This is a genomic window from Chitinophaga eiseniae (assembly GCF_012641265.1).
GTDB lineage: Bacteria > Bacteroidota > Bacteroidia > Chitinophagales > Chitinophagaceae > Chitinophaga > Chitinophaga eiseniae_A.
The window spans coordinates 281,231-299,609 of record NZ_JABAHZ010000004.1; the positions used below are offsets into that span (position 1 = coordinate 281,231).

The window sequence follows — 18,379 nt, forward strand, 5'->3', positions numbered from 1 at the left end:
TAGTATCTCCTTAAAAAAAATAACAAATGAAAGCTATGATATACCGTTTGCAGGTAGTCCTGTTGCTGCTCGCAGCTACTGCCTGCAACAAAGACAAAGGTTTTGTACACGACAACAATGCCCCGGTGGTAGTGGATAGATTTACACCGGAGACTGGCGCCGCCGGAACCGAAGTATTGATTTACGGCAGCAACTTCAGCACCGATACTACCGGCATTACGGTTACCGTAAACGGTAAGAAAGCCTTGATAGAAGGTGTGATCAGCGATCATATCCTGGTGGTGATACCAGAGAAAGCAGGTAGCGGCAAAATATTGGTGACCATCAACGGGCAAACCGGCACCGCGCCCAAAGATTTCCAGTATCAAACCTCGTACAAAGTGACTACCCTGGCTGGCAGTGGCGCCGCGGGGTATGGAGAAGGAAAAGGCAGCGCCGCATTTTTTAATTTCAATAACCGCTGTGGACTGGATGTAGATGCACAGGGAAATGTATATGTGGCGGACGGCGGTAACCTGCGGGTAAGAAAAATCACACCGGATGGCACAGTATCTACCCTTTGCGGCAACGGTACCTATGGTTACCTGGAAGGAAAGGGCACTGATGCACAGTTTATGCTGCCTATGGACATTGCCACCGACAACCAGGGCAATGTGTATGTGACCGATCCTATCGCCTGGACGATCCGCAAGATTATACCTGATGGCACCTCTTCACTGGTATGCTGGGGCGCTGCCTGGGGCATGGGGATCGATAAGAGAAATGGAACGATGTATTATGCCAATGCGCAAAAACCGGGAAGCATTTACCAGGTAACACCCGATGGGCAGTCCACACCAATCATTACCGGCCTGGAATACCCGGCAGATGTGGCGGTAGACGATAAGGGCAACTTGTTTGTTACCGAAAATGGCACCTCCGTTATCAAGAAGTTTAAGGCGGGCACCTGGGAGCAGGACGGTATCGCCGGTACAGTGGGTCAAACCGGGTTGGTGAATGGCACCGGCAGTGCTGCCCGTTTTGATTATCCCTGGTTTTTGGCCATAGATGCCACCAACAACCTGTTTGTAGCGGGTAATGGTACCTGGGATGGTTCTTCTGTGAACACCAATCAATGTATCCGTCGTATCAACACCAGCACCTGGGATGTAACCACCTATATTGGCGGCAGCACCGCCGGATTTGCTGATGGTTCCGGTGCGGCAGCTTTGTTCTATGCGCCTACAGGTGTAGCGGTAGATAAAGATGGCGTGTTATATATACAGGACAGGAACAATAACCGCATTCGTAAAGTAGTAGCAGAATAATGAGAACGATAATGAAACGATACCTGCTGGCAGCGGCTTGTTTGCTGTTGACAGTGACTGCCCGGGCACAGCAACCCGGATTTAAATGGAATGTATTACCGGTAAAAGGGCTGCTGTTGAGCGTACCGGCGCCACAAGATGTCCCTCTGCTTTGTCGCTTCATCAAAGAAGCATTGAAGGCAGAAGGCGTGAATACACTGGCACTCAGGATTGAATATGCATACCAGTTCAAGTCGCACCCGGAGCTGGCAGAACACAACGCCATTTCAGAGAATGACCTGAAGCAGATTGTGGAGGCCTGCAGGGAATCGGGCATCCGGTTTATACCGACCCTGAACCTGCTGGCTCACCAATCTGAGCAAACGGAGATGGGGCCCTTATTGAAGCACTATCCCCAGCTGGATGAGTCGCCCGACTATAACCCGCCAGTGCCCTGGAAAAATGGCGGCATGTTCGACTTCTACAGCAAATGTGTTTGCCCGCAACATCCCGACCTGTTTCCTATCATCTTTTCGTTGATGGATGAGTTGATTGATGTGTGCGGCGCTGACGCCTTTCACGTAGGGCTTGACGAAGCATGGATTATCGGCTATGATAAATGTCCCCGTTGCGGTGGGCGTGACAAAGCGGAGTTGTTTGGCGCCTATGTGACTGCGTTGCACCAGCATCTCAAAGAAAAGAAATGCCAGCTATGGATGTGGAGCGATCGCCTGATAGATGGTAAAACTACCAACCTGCTGGCATGGCAGGCGAGTATGAACAATACTGCCCGGGCCATAGATATGATTCCAAAGGATATCATGATCTGCGACTGGAAATATGAGGATGCACCGCCCACTCCCGGTTACTTTGCCGTAAAAGGATTTCATGTACTGCCTGCTGCCTGCGGTAACAAAGACGTGGCGCTGGCTCAACTGGAACAGGTATATGCTGCCCGTAAGAATGCGCTCCGGGCGGAATTTTCCCGGACGTTGTCAGAACGTATGCCCGGCGTATTTGAAACGATGTGGGTAAACACCCGTGAATTTATAGACGGTTATTACAACCGCAAAGGGGTGCGTCCGGCTACGCAGGACAATGTAGATACGTTTAAGGCGTTGTTTGCAGAAATCCGGAAGAAGGAGAAACAATAATAGAAGCGTAAAGCAGAAAGCGTAAAGCAAAAAGCTATTGTAGCGAATGACCAATGCGATTTTTAAATATTCGCGAAGATCATCCTCCACAATAGCTTTTTGCTTTTTGCTTTCTGCTAGTTGGTGAGCGGCACCATACAGCGCAGGTGGGTATTATCCAGGTATTGTTCCAGGCAGTATCCCTGCGGATCCAGTTGAGGAGCATGTAAAAGTTCGTCGAAGGCCTGGCCTATGCGGGCAGGATCTTTCGTATAATCATGGAGCAGGGCGCTGAGATATTTCCCTTTCCGGATGATAAAAGTATCGCAGCCGTATTGCTGGCCTTCTCCCGGGGAAAGGGCGTTTACAGCAGCCCGGTAAACGATGTGCCCGCCATTTTCCGGGCGGGAGATACCATAAAGCTGCCTTCCTTCCATATTGGGCAGCAGGGTACCGAGCTGGTCAAAGGCGGCGGGGATACCCTCCGGGAAGGAGCTGGCCGTAACATAAAATACTTCTATATCGTGTTCCAACGTATATGGTTCCATAACAGGAAGTTTTGACATACTGCTAATGTACAACAGATCCCCGGCCGGGAAGCGGGGAAAAAGGGACAAATCAAGGGGGGAATCAGGCAATTGTTGGCATTTATAAAAACTTCAGGAGGGGGGCAAAGACCTTCCCCCGAAGTTTTTATAAATGCCAACAGCCCCCATTAAATATAATTGGTGTCAAATTAACGATTAAAATAAAATAGCTCCTTCTCTTTATATATATTATTGTCAATACGACAGTTAACATAGTTGTATTATAGTGTAATTGGGTACTTTGGGATAATATACGTTTATAATCGGTTAATTATTCTGTATCCATGTTTACTGCTTACCCCTACTTTTATTGTGCTAACTATTCTATGAGCGCCTTCAACCTGTCAACCAAACGTTAATCAAATGGCACAATCAGTAAAATCAGCAGTATCCCGATGCTTCGTACCGCTATGCGTGGTATGTTTTCTCGCGCTCTTCCCCCGTGTTGCATCGGCGCAGAAGAGGGCGGTTACAGGTACTGTGGCCGATTCATCCGGCATGCCTGTTATCGGCGCTACCGTCCGGGAAAAAGGCGGCAAGGCCGTCACTACCTGTGGCGCCGACGGGACTTTTAAATTAACTGTAGATGAAAAAAATTCCCTGCTCATTTCCAGTATCGGGTTCCTGAATGCGGAAGTAGCGATAGGCAGCAGGACCACCTTCGCTATTACGTTAATCAGCAATACCTCCGCGCTGAATGCCGTGGTAGTAACGGCGCTGGGCGTAAAACGGGAAAAGCGTAACCTGACATTCAGCTCCCAGCAACTGAACGGGGAGGAGCTGTTAAAAACCAAGGAACCCAACCTGGTGAACACCCTGGCAGGAAAGGTGCCAGGTATACAGATCACCAGTTCTTCCGGTAATGCAGGGGCCTCCTCTCGCATTGTGATCAGGGGTAATTCTTCTCCTACCGGGGAAAACCAGGCATTGTTTGTTATTGACGGCGTGCCGGTAGATAACACGGAGACCGGTAATATCAGCGGTGGAGCAGCGGGTTCCGGCGTAAACCGTATCGCAGATATCGATCCTGCTATTATTGAAAACGTGAATATCCTCAAAGGCGCTGCCGCTACTGCGTTGTACGGTTCTTCCGGCGCCAGGGGCGTAGTGCTCATCACCACTAAAAACGGAGGCGTAGATAAAAAGCCGGTATTCAATTTTTCGTCGGACGCCTCTTTTGAGCATCCGCTGTTACCGGAACGGCAAACGATGTATGGACAAGGTACCAAAGGTATATTTTACAACGGGGAAGATGCAGACCAGAAAACAAGCCTTTCCTGGGGCCCCCGCATGGATACACTCAAGGTAAATGGCCAACCCGCACGGACCTACAACCCATACGATTTTTTCCGTACCGGTATTACCACCAACAATACCATTTCTGCTTCGGGCAGTAACAATAATTCCAACTACTTCCTCAGCTATTCCTATTTAAACCAGAAAGGAGTAATGCCGGGAAATGATTTTAAACGGCATTCCTTTTTTGCAAAATACAATTCCAAAATAGGCAAGTATGTAAGCACCACTTTCCAGCTGGGATACAGTAATTCCGACCAGGACAGGCTGCCGGAAGGCGCCAGCAACGGACCTTTATTTGTGCTGCTGGTGCAACCGGTATCCTGGAATCCTTACCCGGTGTTCCAGTCAAATGGCAGCCAGCGCGGCTATCGCAATTCCAGGAATATGCCCCTGTGGACACTCGATAATATCAGCAACGATTCCAAAGTCAACAGGTTTCTCCCGGTATTTACTACCAACATCGCGCCCACCAGCTGGCTTACTATTACAGAAAGGCTGGGCGCAGATATATACACGGAGTCCGATAAATATATAGAGCATCCCAGTCCGCAGATCGGGCTCACCGGGCAGATCAGGAACCAGAACGTCAACTTCCAGCAGTTTAACAATGACCTGATCGTGAACGCCACCAAAACATTTGGCAAGTTTAATGTGAACCTGCTGCTCGGTAATAATATCTATACTACTTACAACCAGTATATGAATATTAATAGCACGGGCCTGAATATTACCGATTTTAACAACTTATCGTCCGGTACCACTATTACCGGTACGGAAAACCATACCCAGCTCAGGAAAGTGGGCTTTTATTCACAGGCTAACATTGAGTACAACCGCTTCCTGAACCTGTCTTTAACCGGCAGGTACGACGGTAGTTCCGTACTCAATCCCGATAAAAACTTTTACCCTTACGGGTCGGCCGCTGCCAGCTTTATCTTTTCCGAATTCCTGGGGCCTAAGGCTTCCAGCGTCATTAACTTCGGAAAGGTGCGGCTGAGCTATGCCACAGTAGGTAACGATGGCGTTGGTGCGTACGCGTTATCTACTCCTTATATACAAGCCGGGCGGAACACGAATGCCGGTTATTTCCTGTTCCCATTCCAGGGGCAACAGGGATTTTTGCTCACGTCGGCGCTGGGTAACCCAACGCTCATTAATGAACGACTCAATGAATATGAAGCAGGGCTTGAAATGCGGTTCCTGAAAGACAGGATCAGCTTCGAAGGATCCTATTTTAGCCGGCGCTCCAGAAATGGCCTTATCCCGGGGTCACAAATCTCTAATGCTACCGGCTTCAGTAATACCACTTTTAACTCTGCAGAAATATCCAACAAAGGGATAGAACTATTGCTGGGCGCCACTCCTGTAAAATCAAAAGATTTCAGCTGGAATATTACCCTGAACTTTTCGAAGATCAAAAACAAAGTGCTTACACTGGGACCGGGCATCGGGCAGCTTGGACGCCTGATCAAGGGAGAGCCTTATAATATCTTCTATGGCGCCCGTTATAAGCGCGCCGACAATGGCGAGCTACTGATCGACGCCAGCGGATTGCCGGTAGTGGATCCTCAACAAGGTATTGTAGGAGATATCAACCCGGATTGGCTGGCTGGCCTGGATAACAGTTTCCGCTATAAACAATTCAGCCTTTCCTTCTTCTTCGACATGAAAAAAGGAGGCGATGTGCAGAATGATGTAGAAGCAGCGGGGCTTTATTACGGCACATCGAAAGAGACAACTACCCGTGGCAAAATCGTAATAAAGGGGATCAGTGAAGTAGACGGAAAGTCCAACAACGTGGAAGTAGATGCGCAAACGTATTATCAAACCAGGCAATACGAATCTACCATCCAGGATGGTACTTATATCAAATTGCGGAACGTAAGTCTTTCTTACTTCCTGCCGGCATCCTTCCTGGCTAAAACGCCCTTCAAATCTGCTTCGCTGGCAGTAGCGGGCAGGAACCTCTGGATCTATAGCCCGCATTTTACCGGCGCTGATCCGGAAGTAAGCTCCTACGGCACGGGCAACAGCTCACAGGGCATTTATGCGTTTTCTACGCCTACAGCACGCTCTATCAACTTTTCACTGAAATTCAGTTTTTAGTATGCCAGCACCACTAAAATTTATCAACATGAGAAAGTCTTTTTATATACTGCTGCTCGGGGGAATTTGTTTACAGGGCTGTAAAAAGTTCCTGGATGTAAATAAAGATCCCAACAACCCGGTAGATGTGCAGGAGTCACTAATCCTGGCGCCGGCAGAACTGAACATTTCCGACAATATCCAGGGCGGTAATGCCGGGATCATTATACAGAACTATGTACAGAACATCGCTGCCAACCAGCTGAATCCATACGTGGGCAGTTACCAGCTGTTTAATATTGATATGGATGGCGACTGGTCCAACTTTTACGTTACCTCGCTCAACAACCTGATTACTCTGAATAAAAAGGCGGAAGCGAATAGCAACTGGAACTACGCGGCCATCGCCAAAATACTCACTGCATACACCCTCGGTACTGCCACCGATTTCTGGGGAGATATTCCTTATTCTAAAGGGTTTACCAGCGGCGTTTTTACCGTACCGTACGATAAGCAGGAAGATATCTACAAAAGTATCCAGTCGCTGCTCAGCGATGCCATTGCCAACATCGATAAAAATAGCAGTCCCAAAAGCCCTGCCGGCGACGACTACTTCTACAATGGCAACATGAGCGCCTGGCGCAAGCTTGCCTGGTCGCTGAAAGCGCGATATTATATGCATCTCACCAAAGCGCCCGGGTATACAGCCAAAACGCAGGCAGAAGATGCGATGGCCGCTTTAAAGAATGGTATGACTTCCAACGACGATGATCTTAAGTTCAGCTACGCGGGCGCGGCGGGAGCAGAGAATACCTGGTATCTCACCTTTACGCCGGTAACCACCTACGTGATGAATGCCACATTAGTAGATTCATTGCGTAACCGGAACGATCCCCGGTTGCCGAAGATGATTGCTCCTGCTACGGCAACAGGGTTATATACCGGCAGAAGGATCGGTACACCTACCGGCGACCTGGCCAAGTATGCTTATCCTGCTGCATTTTACGGCGCCAAAGCTTCTTCCAATTATATATTCAGTTATACGGAAGCACTATTTATACAGGCAGAGGCCTTGCTGATCACCAGCGGTTATGCCGCGGCGCAGCCGGTGTATGTAAATGCCATCAATGCCCATCTGTTCAAATTAGGCATTGATACTACCTCCGCTGCAGCCACTGCGTATGTAAACAGCCGCAAATTAACTGCCGCCAACGCATTACAGCTGATCATGGAAGAAAAGGCGGTGACTAACCTCTTTAACTTTGAAACGTATAACGACTGGAGGAGAACTGGTTTCCCAAAACTGCAGAAGGTAGACGGTGCATTGATAGACATCCCCCGGCGGTTATTATATCCGCAAAGCGAGATAATAACAAATGCACAGCCACAACAAACCGCTATCCAGAGCACAAAGGTGTGGTGGGATAATTAAGACGCCATCATAACGGAGGCTGACCAAAAAGTATAATTTCTCGCGAAGGCGCAAAGAAGCAAAGGATTTAAAAGAAGATAAGAGCGAATATTAAGCCCGCAAAGCGGGGAGATAATGTATCTCTCCGCTTTGCGGGCTTAATATTCGCGTTCTTCTTCTTATTGAATTCTTTGCTTCTTTGTTTCTTTGCGCCTTCGCGAGAAACAGGTTTAGTCCCCCTTTTTTACAATTCATGACCCTTATTCTGCAATCCAGGCAGTATCCAATTCCCCCTACCGCTGATCCTTCCCATCTTTGCTATGAAATAATAAAATAATATCAGCATTAAATTTAAAAATGATGAAAAAGCTTTTACTAGCCTTAACCATTGTTTCCGCCGGCTTTGCCTCCTGTAAGAAAGATCACGACGCCCCCAAAGAGCATCTGTTCAAAGGCCCGGAACAAATTTTTCAACATGGGAAAGCATGGACCTGGTTTCAAACAGATGAAAATGATAAACCACTCCGCATTGCAGTTGCTATTGATGATGCAGCTATGAGCAGTCTTGATACCGGCCATGTAGGTGACGGTGGCCACGATCACGCCAACATGTTGTCACTCGCTTTTCACCCCAAAGCGGCGATCACCCCATTTCAACATTTTGGATTGGATTGGAACCCGCATGGACATGAGCCTGCCGGCGTCTACGATAAGCCCCATTTCGATTTCCATTTTTACATGATCAGCGAAACTGAAAGGATGGGTATTCCGCCTTATGAAAATGATAGTCTCAAATTTAAAAACTATCCTGCGCCGGGTTATATGCCGGCAAACTATGTACCGATCCCCGGAGGCGTTCCACAAATGGGCACACATTGGGTGGACGTCACTGCTGCTGAGTTAAATGGTCAGCCTTTTACACAAACTTTTCTTAACGGATCTTATAATGGCAACGTGATTTTTTATGAGCCTATGATCACACGCGCTTTTATACAGGCCAATGCTACCTACGAAAGAGCGGTGCCACAGCCGGCGAAAGTGCAGAAGGATGGCTATTATCCGAAGAAAATGAAAATTGAAAAAGGTAATGGCGTGACGAATATTATACTCGAAGATTTTGTATACAGAACAAAATCCTGATTTACCTTCTCATAAACACATCCATATAGTTATTTCCCCAAAAGCTACTTTTAAAACAAGTAGCTTTTCTGCATTTCAATATCTGCCGTAGAAAATGCGGGATAAATATTGCGATTCTTCATTACATTAGACTCAAAAATTGCCCCTTGTGCTCCGACCAGCTTACATTATAATTTTAATGATTCTCTGGATCTCCGGTCTGCAGGCGCAGCAGCGCTGGTTCTTTTCCCACCTGGGAAGACAGGAAGGACTTGTGTCCAACAAGGTAATGGCCGTTCAGCAGGATGCAAAGGGGTATATATGGATTGCCACCACGGAAGGATTGCAACGTTTCGACGGCCAGCGTTTCGTGGTATTCCGGCATAAGGCCAGTGATCCCGGATCTATTCCCAATGACAAAATATTGCATGCCCAGCTGGATAAAAAGAACCGGTTGTGGCTTTTGTTCGACTATAATGAGGTGGGATACATCACGCCGGATGACCGGCGTTTTCACCGGGTGCCGGTCCGGTTCAAAGAGCAGCCGCTCAAAAGTGCGGAAGGTCACCTGTACATGGACATTTCCGGCAACATATTCTTGATTTTATACAACGAAGCGGTGCTGTGCTATGACCAGCAGGTAGGCGACTTTTCTGCCATGGCCAATCCTTTTCCGCTCCCTTCCAACTGGCATCCCACGCGGATATTCCAGGACAGTGTTACCCATAGTTATTGGATTGGCAGCGACTCCGGACTGGTAAAATACAATCCTGCCAGGAAGATGCTTTCCTGGCGGGGACATAATGAAGAACGGGATCCGGTGATTGACCATTATGCCCGGCTTACGCATGTATACCTGCCCTACCTGGACCAATCCGGCCGCTTCTGGCTTGCTTCCTGGCCACCACATGGTAATACAACGCTATTCAGCTACGACACGCATTCCGGGAAAGAAAAGGAATGGGAGCCGTCCCTTTTTAAATTACTCCGCTATAAATATCATGAGATCCAATACCTGAATGAACTATCAGATGGTACGCTCTGGATTGCCGGTGTTGACCTGCTGGCGATGCTCAAAAAGAACAGCGACAATTTTGAAATCCTGCAATCGCAGCTCTCGGGCGAGTTTAGCTTGCATTACGACCATATTCATCATTTGATGGAAGACCGGGAGCATAATATCTGGCTGGCCTCCGACAAAGGGCTTTATCGCTTCAATCCTGCAGCCCAGGTATTTCACACGGTCACCAACAGGCGACCAGGCAAAGACACGGTATTTACCCCAGACGTTACTGATATCCTGCAAGCCCGCGACGGTACCATCTTCGTGAGCACCTGGGGCAACGGACTTTTTGCTTACGACAGTAATTTCAACGCGGTGGAGACGCCTGTTACCAGGCCTTCCATCCAGCAAACAGAGATGCTCACCTGGTGCATTCATCAACGGGGTAATGGCGACTTATGGCGGGGTAACCAGGATGGCCTTCTTTGGATTTTACATACGGCTACCGGCCGGCAGGAGGCATTGCGTCTGCCCGTTTTCAGGAGCAGCACCATCCGGCAGATCACAGAAGATAACCAGGCCAACCTGTGGCTGGGAACACAAAAAGGTGATCTCATAAAATGGGAAGCTGCGTCCAATAATTTTACCCCGGTGCAGTACTTCGGTAGCGCTATTATACGGCTTTACAAGGATAGGCAGGGATATATATGGGCATGCACGGTAAAAGACGGCGTGTACAAGATCCATCCATCAAATGGCAGCACCCTGGCGCATTATTCGTCGCAAAGCCCGGCTGGACAAAGATTAACAGACATTGGCGTTACTGATATCGTGCAGTATTCAGATAGCTTATTTGTTATTGCCAGCGGTCCGCTTCATATCCTCAACGCCTATACGCAGCAGGTAAATGTGATACGTACTATCAATGGTATACCTGCCAATACAGTTACCAACATCATCAACGATGGGAGAGGAACCTGTTGGGTGACCACTGAAAATGGCCTTTACAAAATCAATATCAGCACCGGCGCCGGCAGCAATTTCAACGAATCGGTGGGCATTGGCGCCGGATCATTTTCCAGTGCGGCCAGCTGCCAGCTAAAAGATGGACGTATTGTAATAGGCACCAGCCATGACCTCACCGTATTTCAACCCAGGGAAATAACTACGGAAACACAGCAGCCTCCCGCTGTTGAAATCACCAATTTTTCACTGATGAATAAGTGGCTGCCGATGGACTCCCTGTCCAGGCTCGATCATATAGCATTACCATATGATGGCAACGCCATACACATCGTGTTTTCTACCCTTACCTATCAGAGTAACTTCAATATCTTTTACAAATTAGAAAACCTGGATAAAGACTGGATTGCATCCGAATCCAGCGAAGCGATGTACAACTACATTCCACCCGGGGAGTATGTATTTAAAGTGGAGGCCCGTAATCCTGTTGGTGGCCGCAGCATTACCACAACGTCCATTAAAATAACCGTGGCGCCGCCCTTCTGGCAAACCTGGTGGTTTTATAGTTTCCTGTTGCTGGCCGTTATGGCGTTACTCTACTGGTTCGACTGGCAGCGGATGTACCAAAAAGAAGCGCTGCAGAAAATGCGTAGTAATATATCAGATAATCTTCATGAAGATGTGAATACAGCGCTCCAGCACATCAACGTATTAAGCGAAATTGCGCGGATCAAAGCGCGTAAAGAGCCCGAGCAGTCTATCACTTACATCAATGAAATTCACCACAAAAGCAGGAGCATGATCATTGCAATGGAAGATATGCTGTGGAGTATTAATCCTGCTAACGACAAAATAGAGCGGGTTGCCATCCGGATGAAGGAGTTTGCAGCAGCCTTATCCAGGAAGCTGGGCGTTTATATAGAAATCAGGGCAGATGAAAAAATCCTCTCCCGCAAACCTGATATGAAAATCAGGCATGAACTGATACAATTGTATAAACTGTCGCTCCGCCTGGTGGTGGAAGAAATGAATGCAGCGGAAACTATCATCTGGATAGACCAGGAAGGAGCGAAGCTATCATTACATGTCTATGCCTCCGGGTCAAAGCATCCTCTCCAGCATTCATCGCTGAAAGTACGGGAGGAAATGAGGGCGAGAACCGAGGCCATGAAGGGAACCATCGATTTTCAATTCGATGAAGGAAAAACCGTTATCATGATTATTTTCCCATCCATTTCTTAAAGTCCATTACTTTTTCCCGGCTCACCAGGGCTTCCTTGTCAATCGTTGGTTTGAGGCCTAATATCAACCGGTTGCCAAAATATTCGTCAATTTTTTCAATACAGCCGGCCGACACATAGAAAGAACGGCTGATCCTGAAATAGGAGCGGGGATCGATCATGTCTTCCAATTCATCCATGGTATAGTCCACAACAAACTTCCGGTTATCGGTTGTTTTAAAAAAGTTCAACCGCCCGTCGCTGAAGAAGTAGGCAATTTCATGCACTTCCACACTCACAAACTTCTGCCCGTGTTTAACGAGGAAACGCTGGCGGTATTCCCTGGGCTGCAGTTGCTGGCATAATTCTTTCAGCAGGTTATCCAGCTTCAGGCTTTCGTCATTGGTTTCACCTGTACCAAATTTTCCCTGCATGCGTTTATATTTATCCAGGGCAGCCTGTAACTCCTCTTTCTGCACGGGTTTTAGCAGATAGTCTATACTGTTTACCTTAAAGGCTTTCAGGGCATATTCATCATACGAAGTAGTGAAGATAACCGGGCTTTTTACTTCCGTAAGCCGGAATATTTCAAAGCTTTGGCCATCAGACAGCTCGATATCCATGAGTATCAGATCGGGTGTGGGATGCTGTGCAAGCCATTCCACCGTGCTTTTAATACTGTCGGTAACCCCTGCTACAATGGCCTGCTCATCCACCGTTTGCAGTATCTTCCGGATTTTTTTTACCGCAAGATCTTCATCTTCTATAATTAATATTCTCATTAATATATTATTTTAGATTTAGCCATTATTCCAAATCAGTGGCAGCACCACCATAAAGTTGCGTTCTCCTTCTACTACCAGGAAACCCTCTTGCTTCATTAGCAGGTACTTTGCCCTGATGTTGCTTAACCCGATGTGTGTGGACTGCACCCCAACAGACTTCTGCTGGAGATTATTGTTAACTACCAGTTTATTGCCTTCTGTTGTCAATATTTCCACCATCAGCGGTTTTTGTTTGGAGATGATATTATGCTTCACCGCATTTTCCACCAGCAGTTGCAAACTCAGGGAAGGTAACTGGTAAGGATAATACCGGTGATCGATATCGAGACTTATCTGTAATCCTTCTCCGTAACGGGTTTTCAGCAACTGAAAATAAGATTCAATAAACTTGATCTCTTTTTCTACCGTACTGATGCCGTCTTCGTTGTTGCGTAACAAATAGCGGTAAACTTTACTCAGTTCATTCAGAAAATGGTCTGCTTCTTCTTTATCCTCCTCGATGAGAGAAGAAAGGGTATTGAAGCAATTAAAGAGAAAATGTGGATTCACTTGTCCCTTCAGGCTCTCAAATTCATGTTCCATGCTCATTTTCTCCAGTAGTTCTTTCTCCAGTAAGCTCTCTTTGTATTTATTAAGGAGAAAGAGCACCTCCCACAGCGTTTCAAAAAGCAGGTTAACGGACAAACCACACAGGTATCCCCATTTCAGGTCGCCCGGCCGGAGATGGTAGCCTAAAATAGAAAAGTAGTCGTAAATGAAAAATATGATCAGCACCGAGGGGACCATGACCACGGGGTTTACAAATGTTTTCAGAAAAATCCTTTTCCCCGTTTCTTTCAGTGTTGGAAATTTTTTCCGGATAAAATGATCATATTGTATGTGTATATACCAGGAAACAATGCCAATGGCATAGATAAGCGGCCAGGAGAAGCACCAGACCCTCCAGTCGGTCAGAAAACGATCTTCAAATAATATCGCCTGCCATGCCAGCTCGATGAAGGGCATCGAGATGACAAAACCAATGATCTCTACTTTTAATGGTTTGGAAAATTTCATGATGACCATTCATTTTCGATGAGTGGAATCACCAGCAAACGACGTATGCCCGTTTCCTGGATTACTATTTCCGGTGGTCCCAACAGCCGGTATTTATTCACCAGTTCATCCAGCCCTTCTTCATAGTCAACATGATCACCTGCAAAGACTTTGGGCTGCAAGGTGTTTTCGATGACCAGCTGCTGCCCTTTTTGGGTATACATCCAAACAAAGATGGGGTTTGTGCGGGAGAACGCATTTCTGTAGATGATATTCTCCAGCACCACCAACAGGCTCATAGGAGCAACTTGTTTCGTTGCGTCTTCTGCAGGAATGTCTATGTGAATATTGAAAGCCATTCCAAACCGGGTGTTTACGAGGAACAGGTAAGCATGAATGAATTTAAGTTCTTCTTCCAGGCTTACCCATCTTTCCTCTTTTCCTTTCAGCAGGTAGCGGTATACCTTTGTCAATTCATCGAGGAACTTGCCTGCTTCTTTTTCATTTTCATGAATAAGGCTGGAGAGGCTGTTGAAACAATTGAATAGAAAATGAGGGTGCAGCTGACGGCGGAGACTCAGTAAACGGCTTTTCTGGTAAGCGCTTTGCAGGCGTCCTGTTTCGGCCATGGCTGTTCTCCATTTCTCCCATCCGGAGGCGGCCTCATTCAGGAAAGTGAGGATACTGCTGGCCAGGCAACCATAGCCGGTTACCCACCACTGCATCCATTGCCGCGGTGGGTAACTGGCCAGGTACAGTTTCCCGTAAACCAGGTAATATCCCTGTACCGTTAATAAGTTCATGATATAAAAAACAGGCAGCAGGATGCCAATGCGTGAAAACAGCTCATGATCTCCGGGAAACCGTTGTTTCACTACCGTGGCTACAATGCCAAACAAACCATAACTCAGCGCAGCTAACAGCAGTGAGCTTCCCAGGTAAGTAAAGAAAGCATTGGCGGAGTACAGGATACCGGTACCAAATATCAGGAGATTAATCAGGATGGTATAGGGCAGTATGAAGCATGAAATGATCCATGGCTCCACCCTGCTGTACTTTGAGATGATCATACCTTAAATTTATACAAAATCCCATTTATAATCAGTGATATTGCTGCCTGCCGGTACCTGCCTTTACTGACCTGCCCATTTAATTTTATAGAAGCCTTCCACCTGGTGATTGGAAAAAGATGGAATGCCTGTCCCCCCGGGTGGTACCACCGTTTTTCCTGACTTTGTAATATTGAAAGAACCCATAGTATAACTACCTGCTACTTCATCGCTTTCAAAGAAGGTAATTCCTCCGGGGCTGGCTGTGCCACTGGGTACACTGTACTGAACATAGTAAACAGAGTTGCCATTTTCGTGGTAGCTATATTGAAAATTAGGGAAGGTCAGTGCCCAGCCCAGTACATCCCATTTTTGGGGATGTCCCATCCAACGCATAATAACGCCGTCCCCGATAGTGGGATTTCCGGGAATCACCGCCGTAAACTCCCTTAGCACGCCCAGGGGGGTAGATATGGCCGTTACTCCCCGTACACTTACCGCGTGCATCCAGGGCCCTTTATCGACGCGGAAAGTAAGGCCTTCCTTGCCGATATAGATATTGGCCACCAGTAAATATTTACTGGTCTTTGTTTGCAGCTCCGCGCTTACCGCCACCGGCTGACGATCCGGGATGGCCGCCGGTGCAGAATAGGTGGCGACATCGTTATGGGGAACCAGGCTACCGGCGCCTGCCAGCTTCCATTCTTTGATTTGGGCCGGGAAACTGTCGGATAATGGCGCGTTGGGCATCGGTACCATGTCATCGTCATCCAGTGTTTTGATAGCCTTCAGGGTAATCGTGCTTCCCGGGTCCACAAAGCTGATACCTGGCACGATAGCGAGTTTTTTAAAGAGGCTCCAGTCGCTGAAGTGGTTGGTACTAATCGTCACCTTTTTTTGGGTGGTGTCGTTGGTTTCTCCTTCTGCCGTGCGCCATACGCCTTTGCTATCCTGGTAAGCAATGCTCATGGCCTGCGGAGTAGTATTCACCAGGTCGTCCTGGTTGTAAGTGAAAGTAATTTTGACGGGTTGGGCAAAGTTGACATCATGCGGCGTAATGCGATAAGCTTTTCCGGCGCCGCCAGGCACGTTGTTAGTGATAGGTTGTATGGTAATGGTATTGTTGCCCGTGAGTGCGCCCTCCGGGAAGGTAATGAACATTTTACCATCGGCCGTTGTAAAAGTGCCGCCCGCCGCGCCTATCACTTTACTTTCAGCAGTACCGTCGGGACTGCCGACCGGTGTAACTTTTCCCTGATTGTCGACCACCTCTTTTTCCGGTATTGCTTTCTCCTTTTTACAGGAGGCCAATATCAGCAGTGGTATAAATAAAACTAGTAGATTTTTTACCTTTGTCATTGAGAATGTATTTAAAGAAAGCCAAAACTAAAAAGCAACCAGCGGTGTGAAAATGCCTGTTGGGATGAATTGCAAAAAATAGGTGTTGGATTGCATTAAATCGCTCATTCCCCCTTTTTGTTATTCATTCCTGATCGGGCCCCAAGCTTTTCATCCATACTTTTATACAATTCATACATCAGCCATTGCGATTGATGCGATTGGCTTTAGACAACGCCTGCACGACGATTTACCTTTGCGATATACCTGTGGTGATTCATTTATTTTTCACACGGGGCCCCGTTCATCCGTTTTATTAACATCCAAAAAAAATTAGGTATGTCTTCATTATCCGAAAGGAAAAACATTCTGTGGCTACGTATCTGTGTGGCTATTTTCCTGCTTGCCATTATCGTTTTAACGATCGCCTTAACAGTGGCTTATTCCTACCACATCTCTTTATAACATTCAAACTTAACATATGAATACAAAGCCAATTATTTTAGTTACCGGAGCTACCGGCGCACAGGGAAGCAGTGTAGCCCGCGCTTTACTAGCCCAGGAAAAATTTACCGTTCGTTGTCTTACCAGGGATATTACGTCAGACAAAGCACAGGTGCTGAAAGAGCTGGGTGCTACGCTGGTAGCAGGAGACCTGGCTGATAAAGCAAGCCTGTTGCCTGCCATGGAGGATTGTTATGCGGTATTTGGGGTTACCAGTTTCTGGGAGCATTTTGAAGAAGAAAATCAACACGGAAAAAACCTGGTAGATGCTGTGAAACAATCGGGTATCCGGCACTTTATTTTTAGCACACTTCCCAGTTATTATGAGCTTAGCAGCGGCGCTTATTCTGTGCCGCACTGCGATGGAAAGGCTGCGCTGGAACAGTATTGCCGTAGTTTGGGCATCCCCGCCACTTTTATTCACATGGCATTTTATTACGAAAACTTTATCAACTTTTTCCCGCCGCAAAAAAAAGAGGACGGCAACTACCATTTCGGATTCCCACAGGGTAATACTCCGCTGTCGATGGTCAGTGCAGAAGACCTGGGCGTGATCATAGCGGCTATACTGGATCACCCGGCGGAGTACATCGGGCGAACAGTGGGCGTAGTAGGAGAGGACAAGCCGTGTGACGCTTACGCAGAAATAATGACCCGTGTACTCGGACAACAGGTATGTTATGATCATATCCCTTATGAGGTATTCTCGGAACTGGGCTTTCCTGGCGATAAAGAGCTGGCCGGTATGTTCGAAGTGCAACGGCTGCATATTCCGGGAAGACGGAATGCGCTGATAGAAAGCTACCGCCTGCATCCAAAAATGCAGGGATTTGAGGACTGGTTAGCTTCCCACAAAGACCAAATCAAATTATAGCATATAGATCCCTTTATCTCTTTTTCACTATTTAAAAACTCCATATGAAACAATTTACCCCCCATTACAAAGCAGCGTTATTTTTATTACTGCTCAGTACCTCCCTTGTTTCCTGCGATATGGGATACGCACCAGGAAGTAAGATGCCAGCCACTACGCCTCAGCAAAAAGTAGAAAGAGGCAAATATCTTGTGAATACGATGGGATGCGATGATTGTCATTCGCCCAAGAAAATGGGCCCCACCGGCCCTGAACTGGATGTAGAACACCGGTTGTCGGGTTACCCTGCCAGCCGGCCCATTGCATCAGATACAGATGCGGTTAGAAAAGGCTGGGTACTTTTCAATGGCGACCTTACACAGGCAGTAGGGCCCTGGGGTACGTCCTTTGCAGCCAATCTTACGCCCGATATCAGCGGTATCGGTAACTGGAGCGAGGCACAGTTTATTAATGCTTTAAGGAAAGGTAAACTGAAAGGGCTCGATAACTCCCGGCCTTTACTACCCCCTATGCCCTGGCAGAATTTCAGTAAGCTCACGGATGAAGATATGTCTTCTATCTACGCGTTTCTCCAGAGTATAAAGCCGGTCGATAACGTGGTACCGGCCCCTATCCCTCCAGGTGGAGTTCAATAGTGGATTGGTTAAAAAGAAAGAAGCTGTCTCAAGTAAATTGGGACAGCTTCTTT

At 47.3% G+C, this 18,379-nt stretch carries 14 protein-coding genes; 9 read left to right on the forward strand and 5 right to left on the reverse strand.

Translation table 11 applies throughout. The features are described from left to right. The first annotated feature begins 26 nt into the window (after positions 1 to 26). Positions 27 to 1,307, forward strand: coding sequence for an IPT/TIG domain-containing protein (locus HGH91_RS18255; protein WP_168740588.1), 1,281 nt, complete (start codon positions 27 to 29; stop codon positions 1,305 to 1,307). After that, positions 1,307 to 2,440 (forward strand): family 20 glycosylhydrolase, encoded by a 1,134-nt coding sequence (locus tag HGH91_RS18260; RefSeq protein ID WP_168740243.1) that lies wholly within the window; start codon positions 1,307 to 1,309, stop codon positions 2,438 to 2,440. Before HGH91_RS18255 ends, HGH91_RS18260 begins: the two co-directional genes overlap by 1 nt. Positions 2,441 to 2,556: 116 nt before the next feature. Here the strand turns inward: HGH91_RS18260 and HGH91_RS18265 are convergent, their stop codons facing one another. Next, on the reverse strand, positions 2,557 to 2,967 hold the full coding sequence (locus tag HGH91_RS18265; protein WP_168740244.1) for a transcriptional regulator: 411 nt from the start codon (positions 2,965 to 2,967) through the stop codon (positions 2,557 to 2,559). A gap of 402 nt (positions 2,968 to 3,369) precedes the next feature. Between HGH91_RS18265 and HGH91_RS18270 the strand changes: the two genes are divergently transcribed. The 4 genes from HGH91_RS18270 (at position 3,370) to HGH91_RS18285 (ending at position 12,128) form a co-directional block, all read left to right on the forward strand. Further along, entirely contained in the window at positions 3,370 to 6,411 is a 3,042-nt protein-coding gene (locus tag HGH91_RS18270) for a SusC/RagA family TonB-linked outer membrane protein (protein WP_168740245.1), read from the forward strand. 28 nt (positions 6,412 to 6,439) lie between these two features. Then, positions 6,440 to 7,822: a SusD/RagB family nutrient-binding outer membrane lipoprotein gene (locus tag HGH91_RS18275; protein WP_168740246.1), complete on the forward strand. Its 1,383-nt coding sequence runs from the start codon at positions 6,440 to 6,442 to the stop codon at positions 7,820 to 7,822. A gap of 339 nt (positions 7,823 to 8,161) precedes the next feature. After that, positions 8,162 to 8,941: a DUF5602 domain-containing protein gene (locus HGH91_RS18280; RefSeq protein WP_168740247.1), complete on the forward strand. Its 780-nt coding sequence runs from the start codon at positions 8,162 to 8,164 to the stop codon at positions 8,939 to 8,941. Positions 8,942 to 9,119: 178 nt separating this feature from the next. Beyond that, complete coding sequence (locus tag HGH91_RS18285; protein ID WP_168740248.1) at positions 9,120 to 12,128, forward strand: two-component regulator propeller domain-containing protein; 3,009 nt, start codon at positions 9,120 to 9,122, stop codon at positions 12,126 to 12,128. Here HGH91_RS18285 and HGH91_RS18290 read toward each other — a convergent pair. The 4 genes from HGH91_RS18290 to HGH91_RS18305 form a co-directional block, all read right to left on the reverse strand. Then, positions 12,106 to 12,888: a LytR/AlgR family response regulator transcription factor gene (locus HGH91_RS18290; protein ID WP_168740249.1), complete on the reverse strand. Its 783-nt coding sequence runs from the start codon at positions 12,886 to 12,888 to the stop codon at positions 12,106 to 12,108. The two genes, HGH91_RS18285 and HGH91_RS18290, sit on opposite strands and share 23 nt — an antisense overlap. A gap of 18 nt (positions 12,889 to 12,906) precedes the next feature. Next, positions 12,907 to 13,947, reverse strand: a complete 1,041-nt coding sequence (locus tag HGH91_RS18295; RefSeq protein WP_168740250.1) for a sensor histidine kinase — start codon at positions 13,945 to 13,947, stop codon at positions 12,907 to 12,909. Then, positions 13,944 to 14,996, reverse strand: a complete 1,053-nt coding sequence (locus tag HGH91_RS18300) for a sensor histidine kinase (protein ID WP_168740251.1) — start codon at positions 14,994 to 14,996, stop codon at positions 13,944 to 13,946. The genes HGH91_RS18295 and HGH91_RS18300 overlap by 4 nt, the downstream gene beginning before the upstream one ends. Before the next feature lie 63 nt (positions 14,997 to 15,059). Then, the gene (locus tag HGH91_RS18305; protein WP_168740252.1) at positions 15,060 to 16,334 is read right to left on the reverse strand and encodes a hypothetical protein; all 1,275 of its coding nucleotides are present in this window, start codon (positions 16,332 to 16,334) and stop codon (positions 15,060 to 15,062) included. A gap of 318 nt (positions 16,335 to 16,652) precedes the next feature. Here HGH91_RS18305 and HGH91_RS31410 point away from each other — a divergent pair, with 318 nt between their 5' ends. Genes HGH91_RS31410 through HGH91_RS18315 form a run of 3 tightly spaced genes read left to right on the forward strand, consistent with a single transcriptional unit; the run spans position 16,653 to position 18,326 of the window. After that, positions 16,653 to 16,778, forward strand: coding sequence for a hypothetical protein (locus tag HGH91_RS31410; RefSeq protein WP_262888329.1), 126 nt, complete (start codon positions 16,653 to 16,655; stop codon positions 16,776 to 16,778). Between the two features lie 16 nt (positions 16,779 to 16,794). Next, positions 16,795 to 17,691: an NmrA/HSCARG family protein gene (locus tag HGH91_RS18310; RefSeq protein WP_168740253.1), complete on the forward strand. Its 897-nt coding sequence runs from the start codon at positions 16,795 to 16,797 to the stop codon at positions 17,689 to 17,691. 44 nt (positions 17,692 to 17,735) lie between these two features. Further along, positions 17,736 to 18,326: a c-type cytochrome gene (locus HGH91_RS18315; RefSeq protein WP_168740254.1), complete on the forward strand. Its 591-nt coding sequence runs from the start codon at positions 17,736 to 17,738 to the stop codon at positions 18,324 to 18,326. Positions 18,327 to 18,379: the final 53 nt, after the last annotated feature.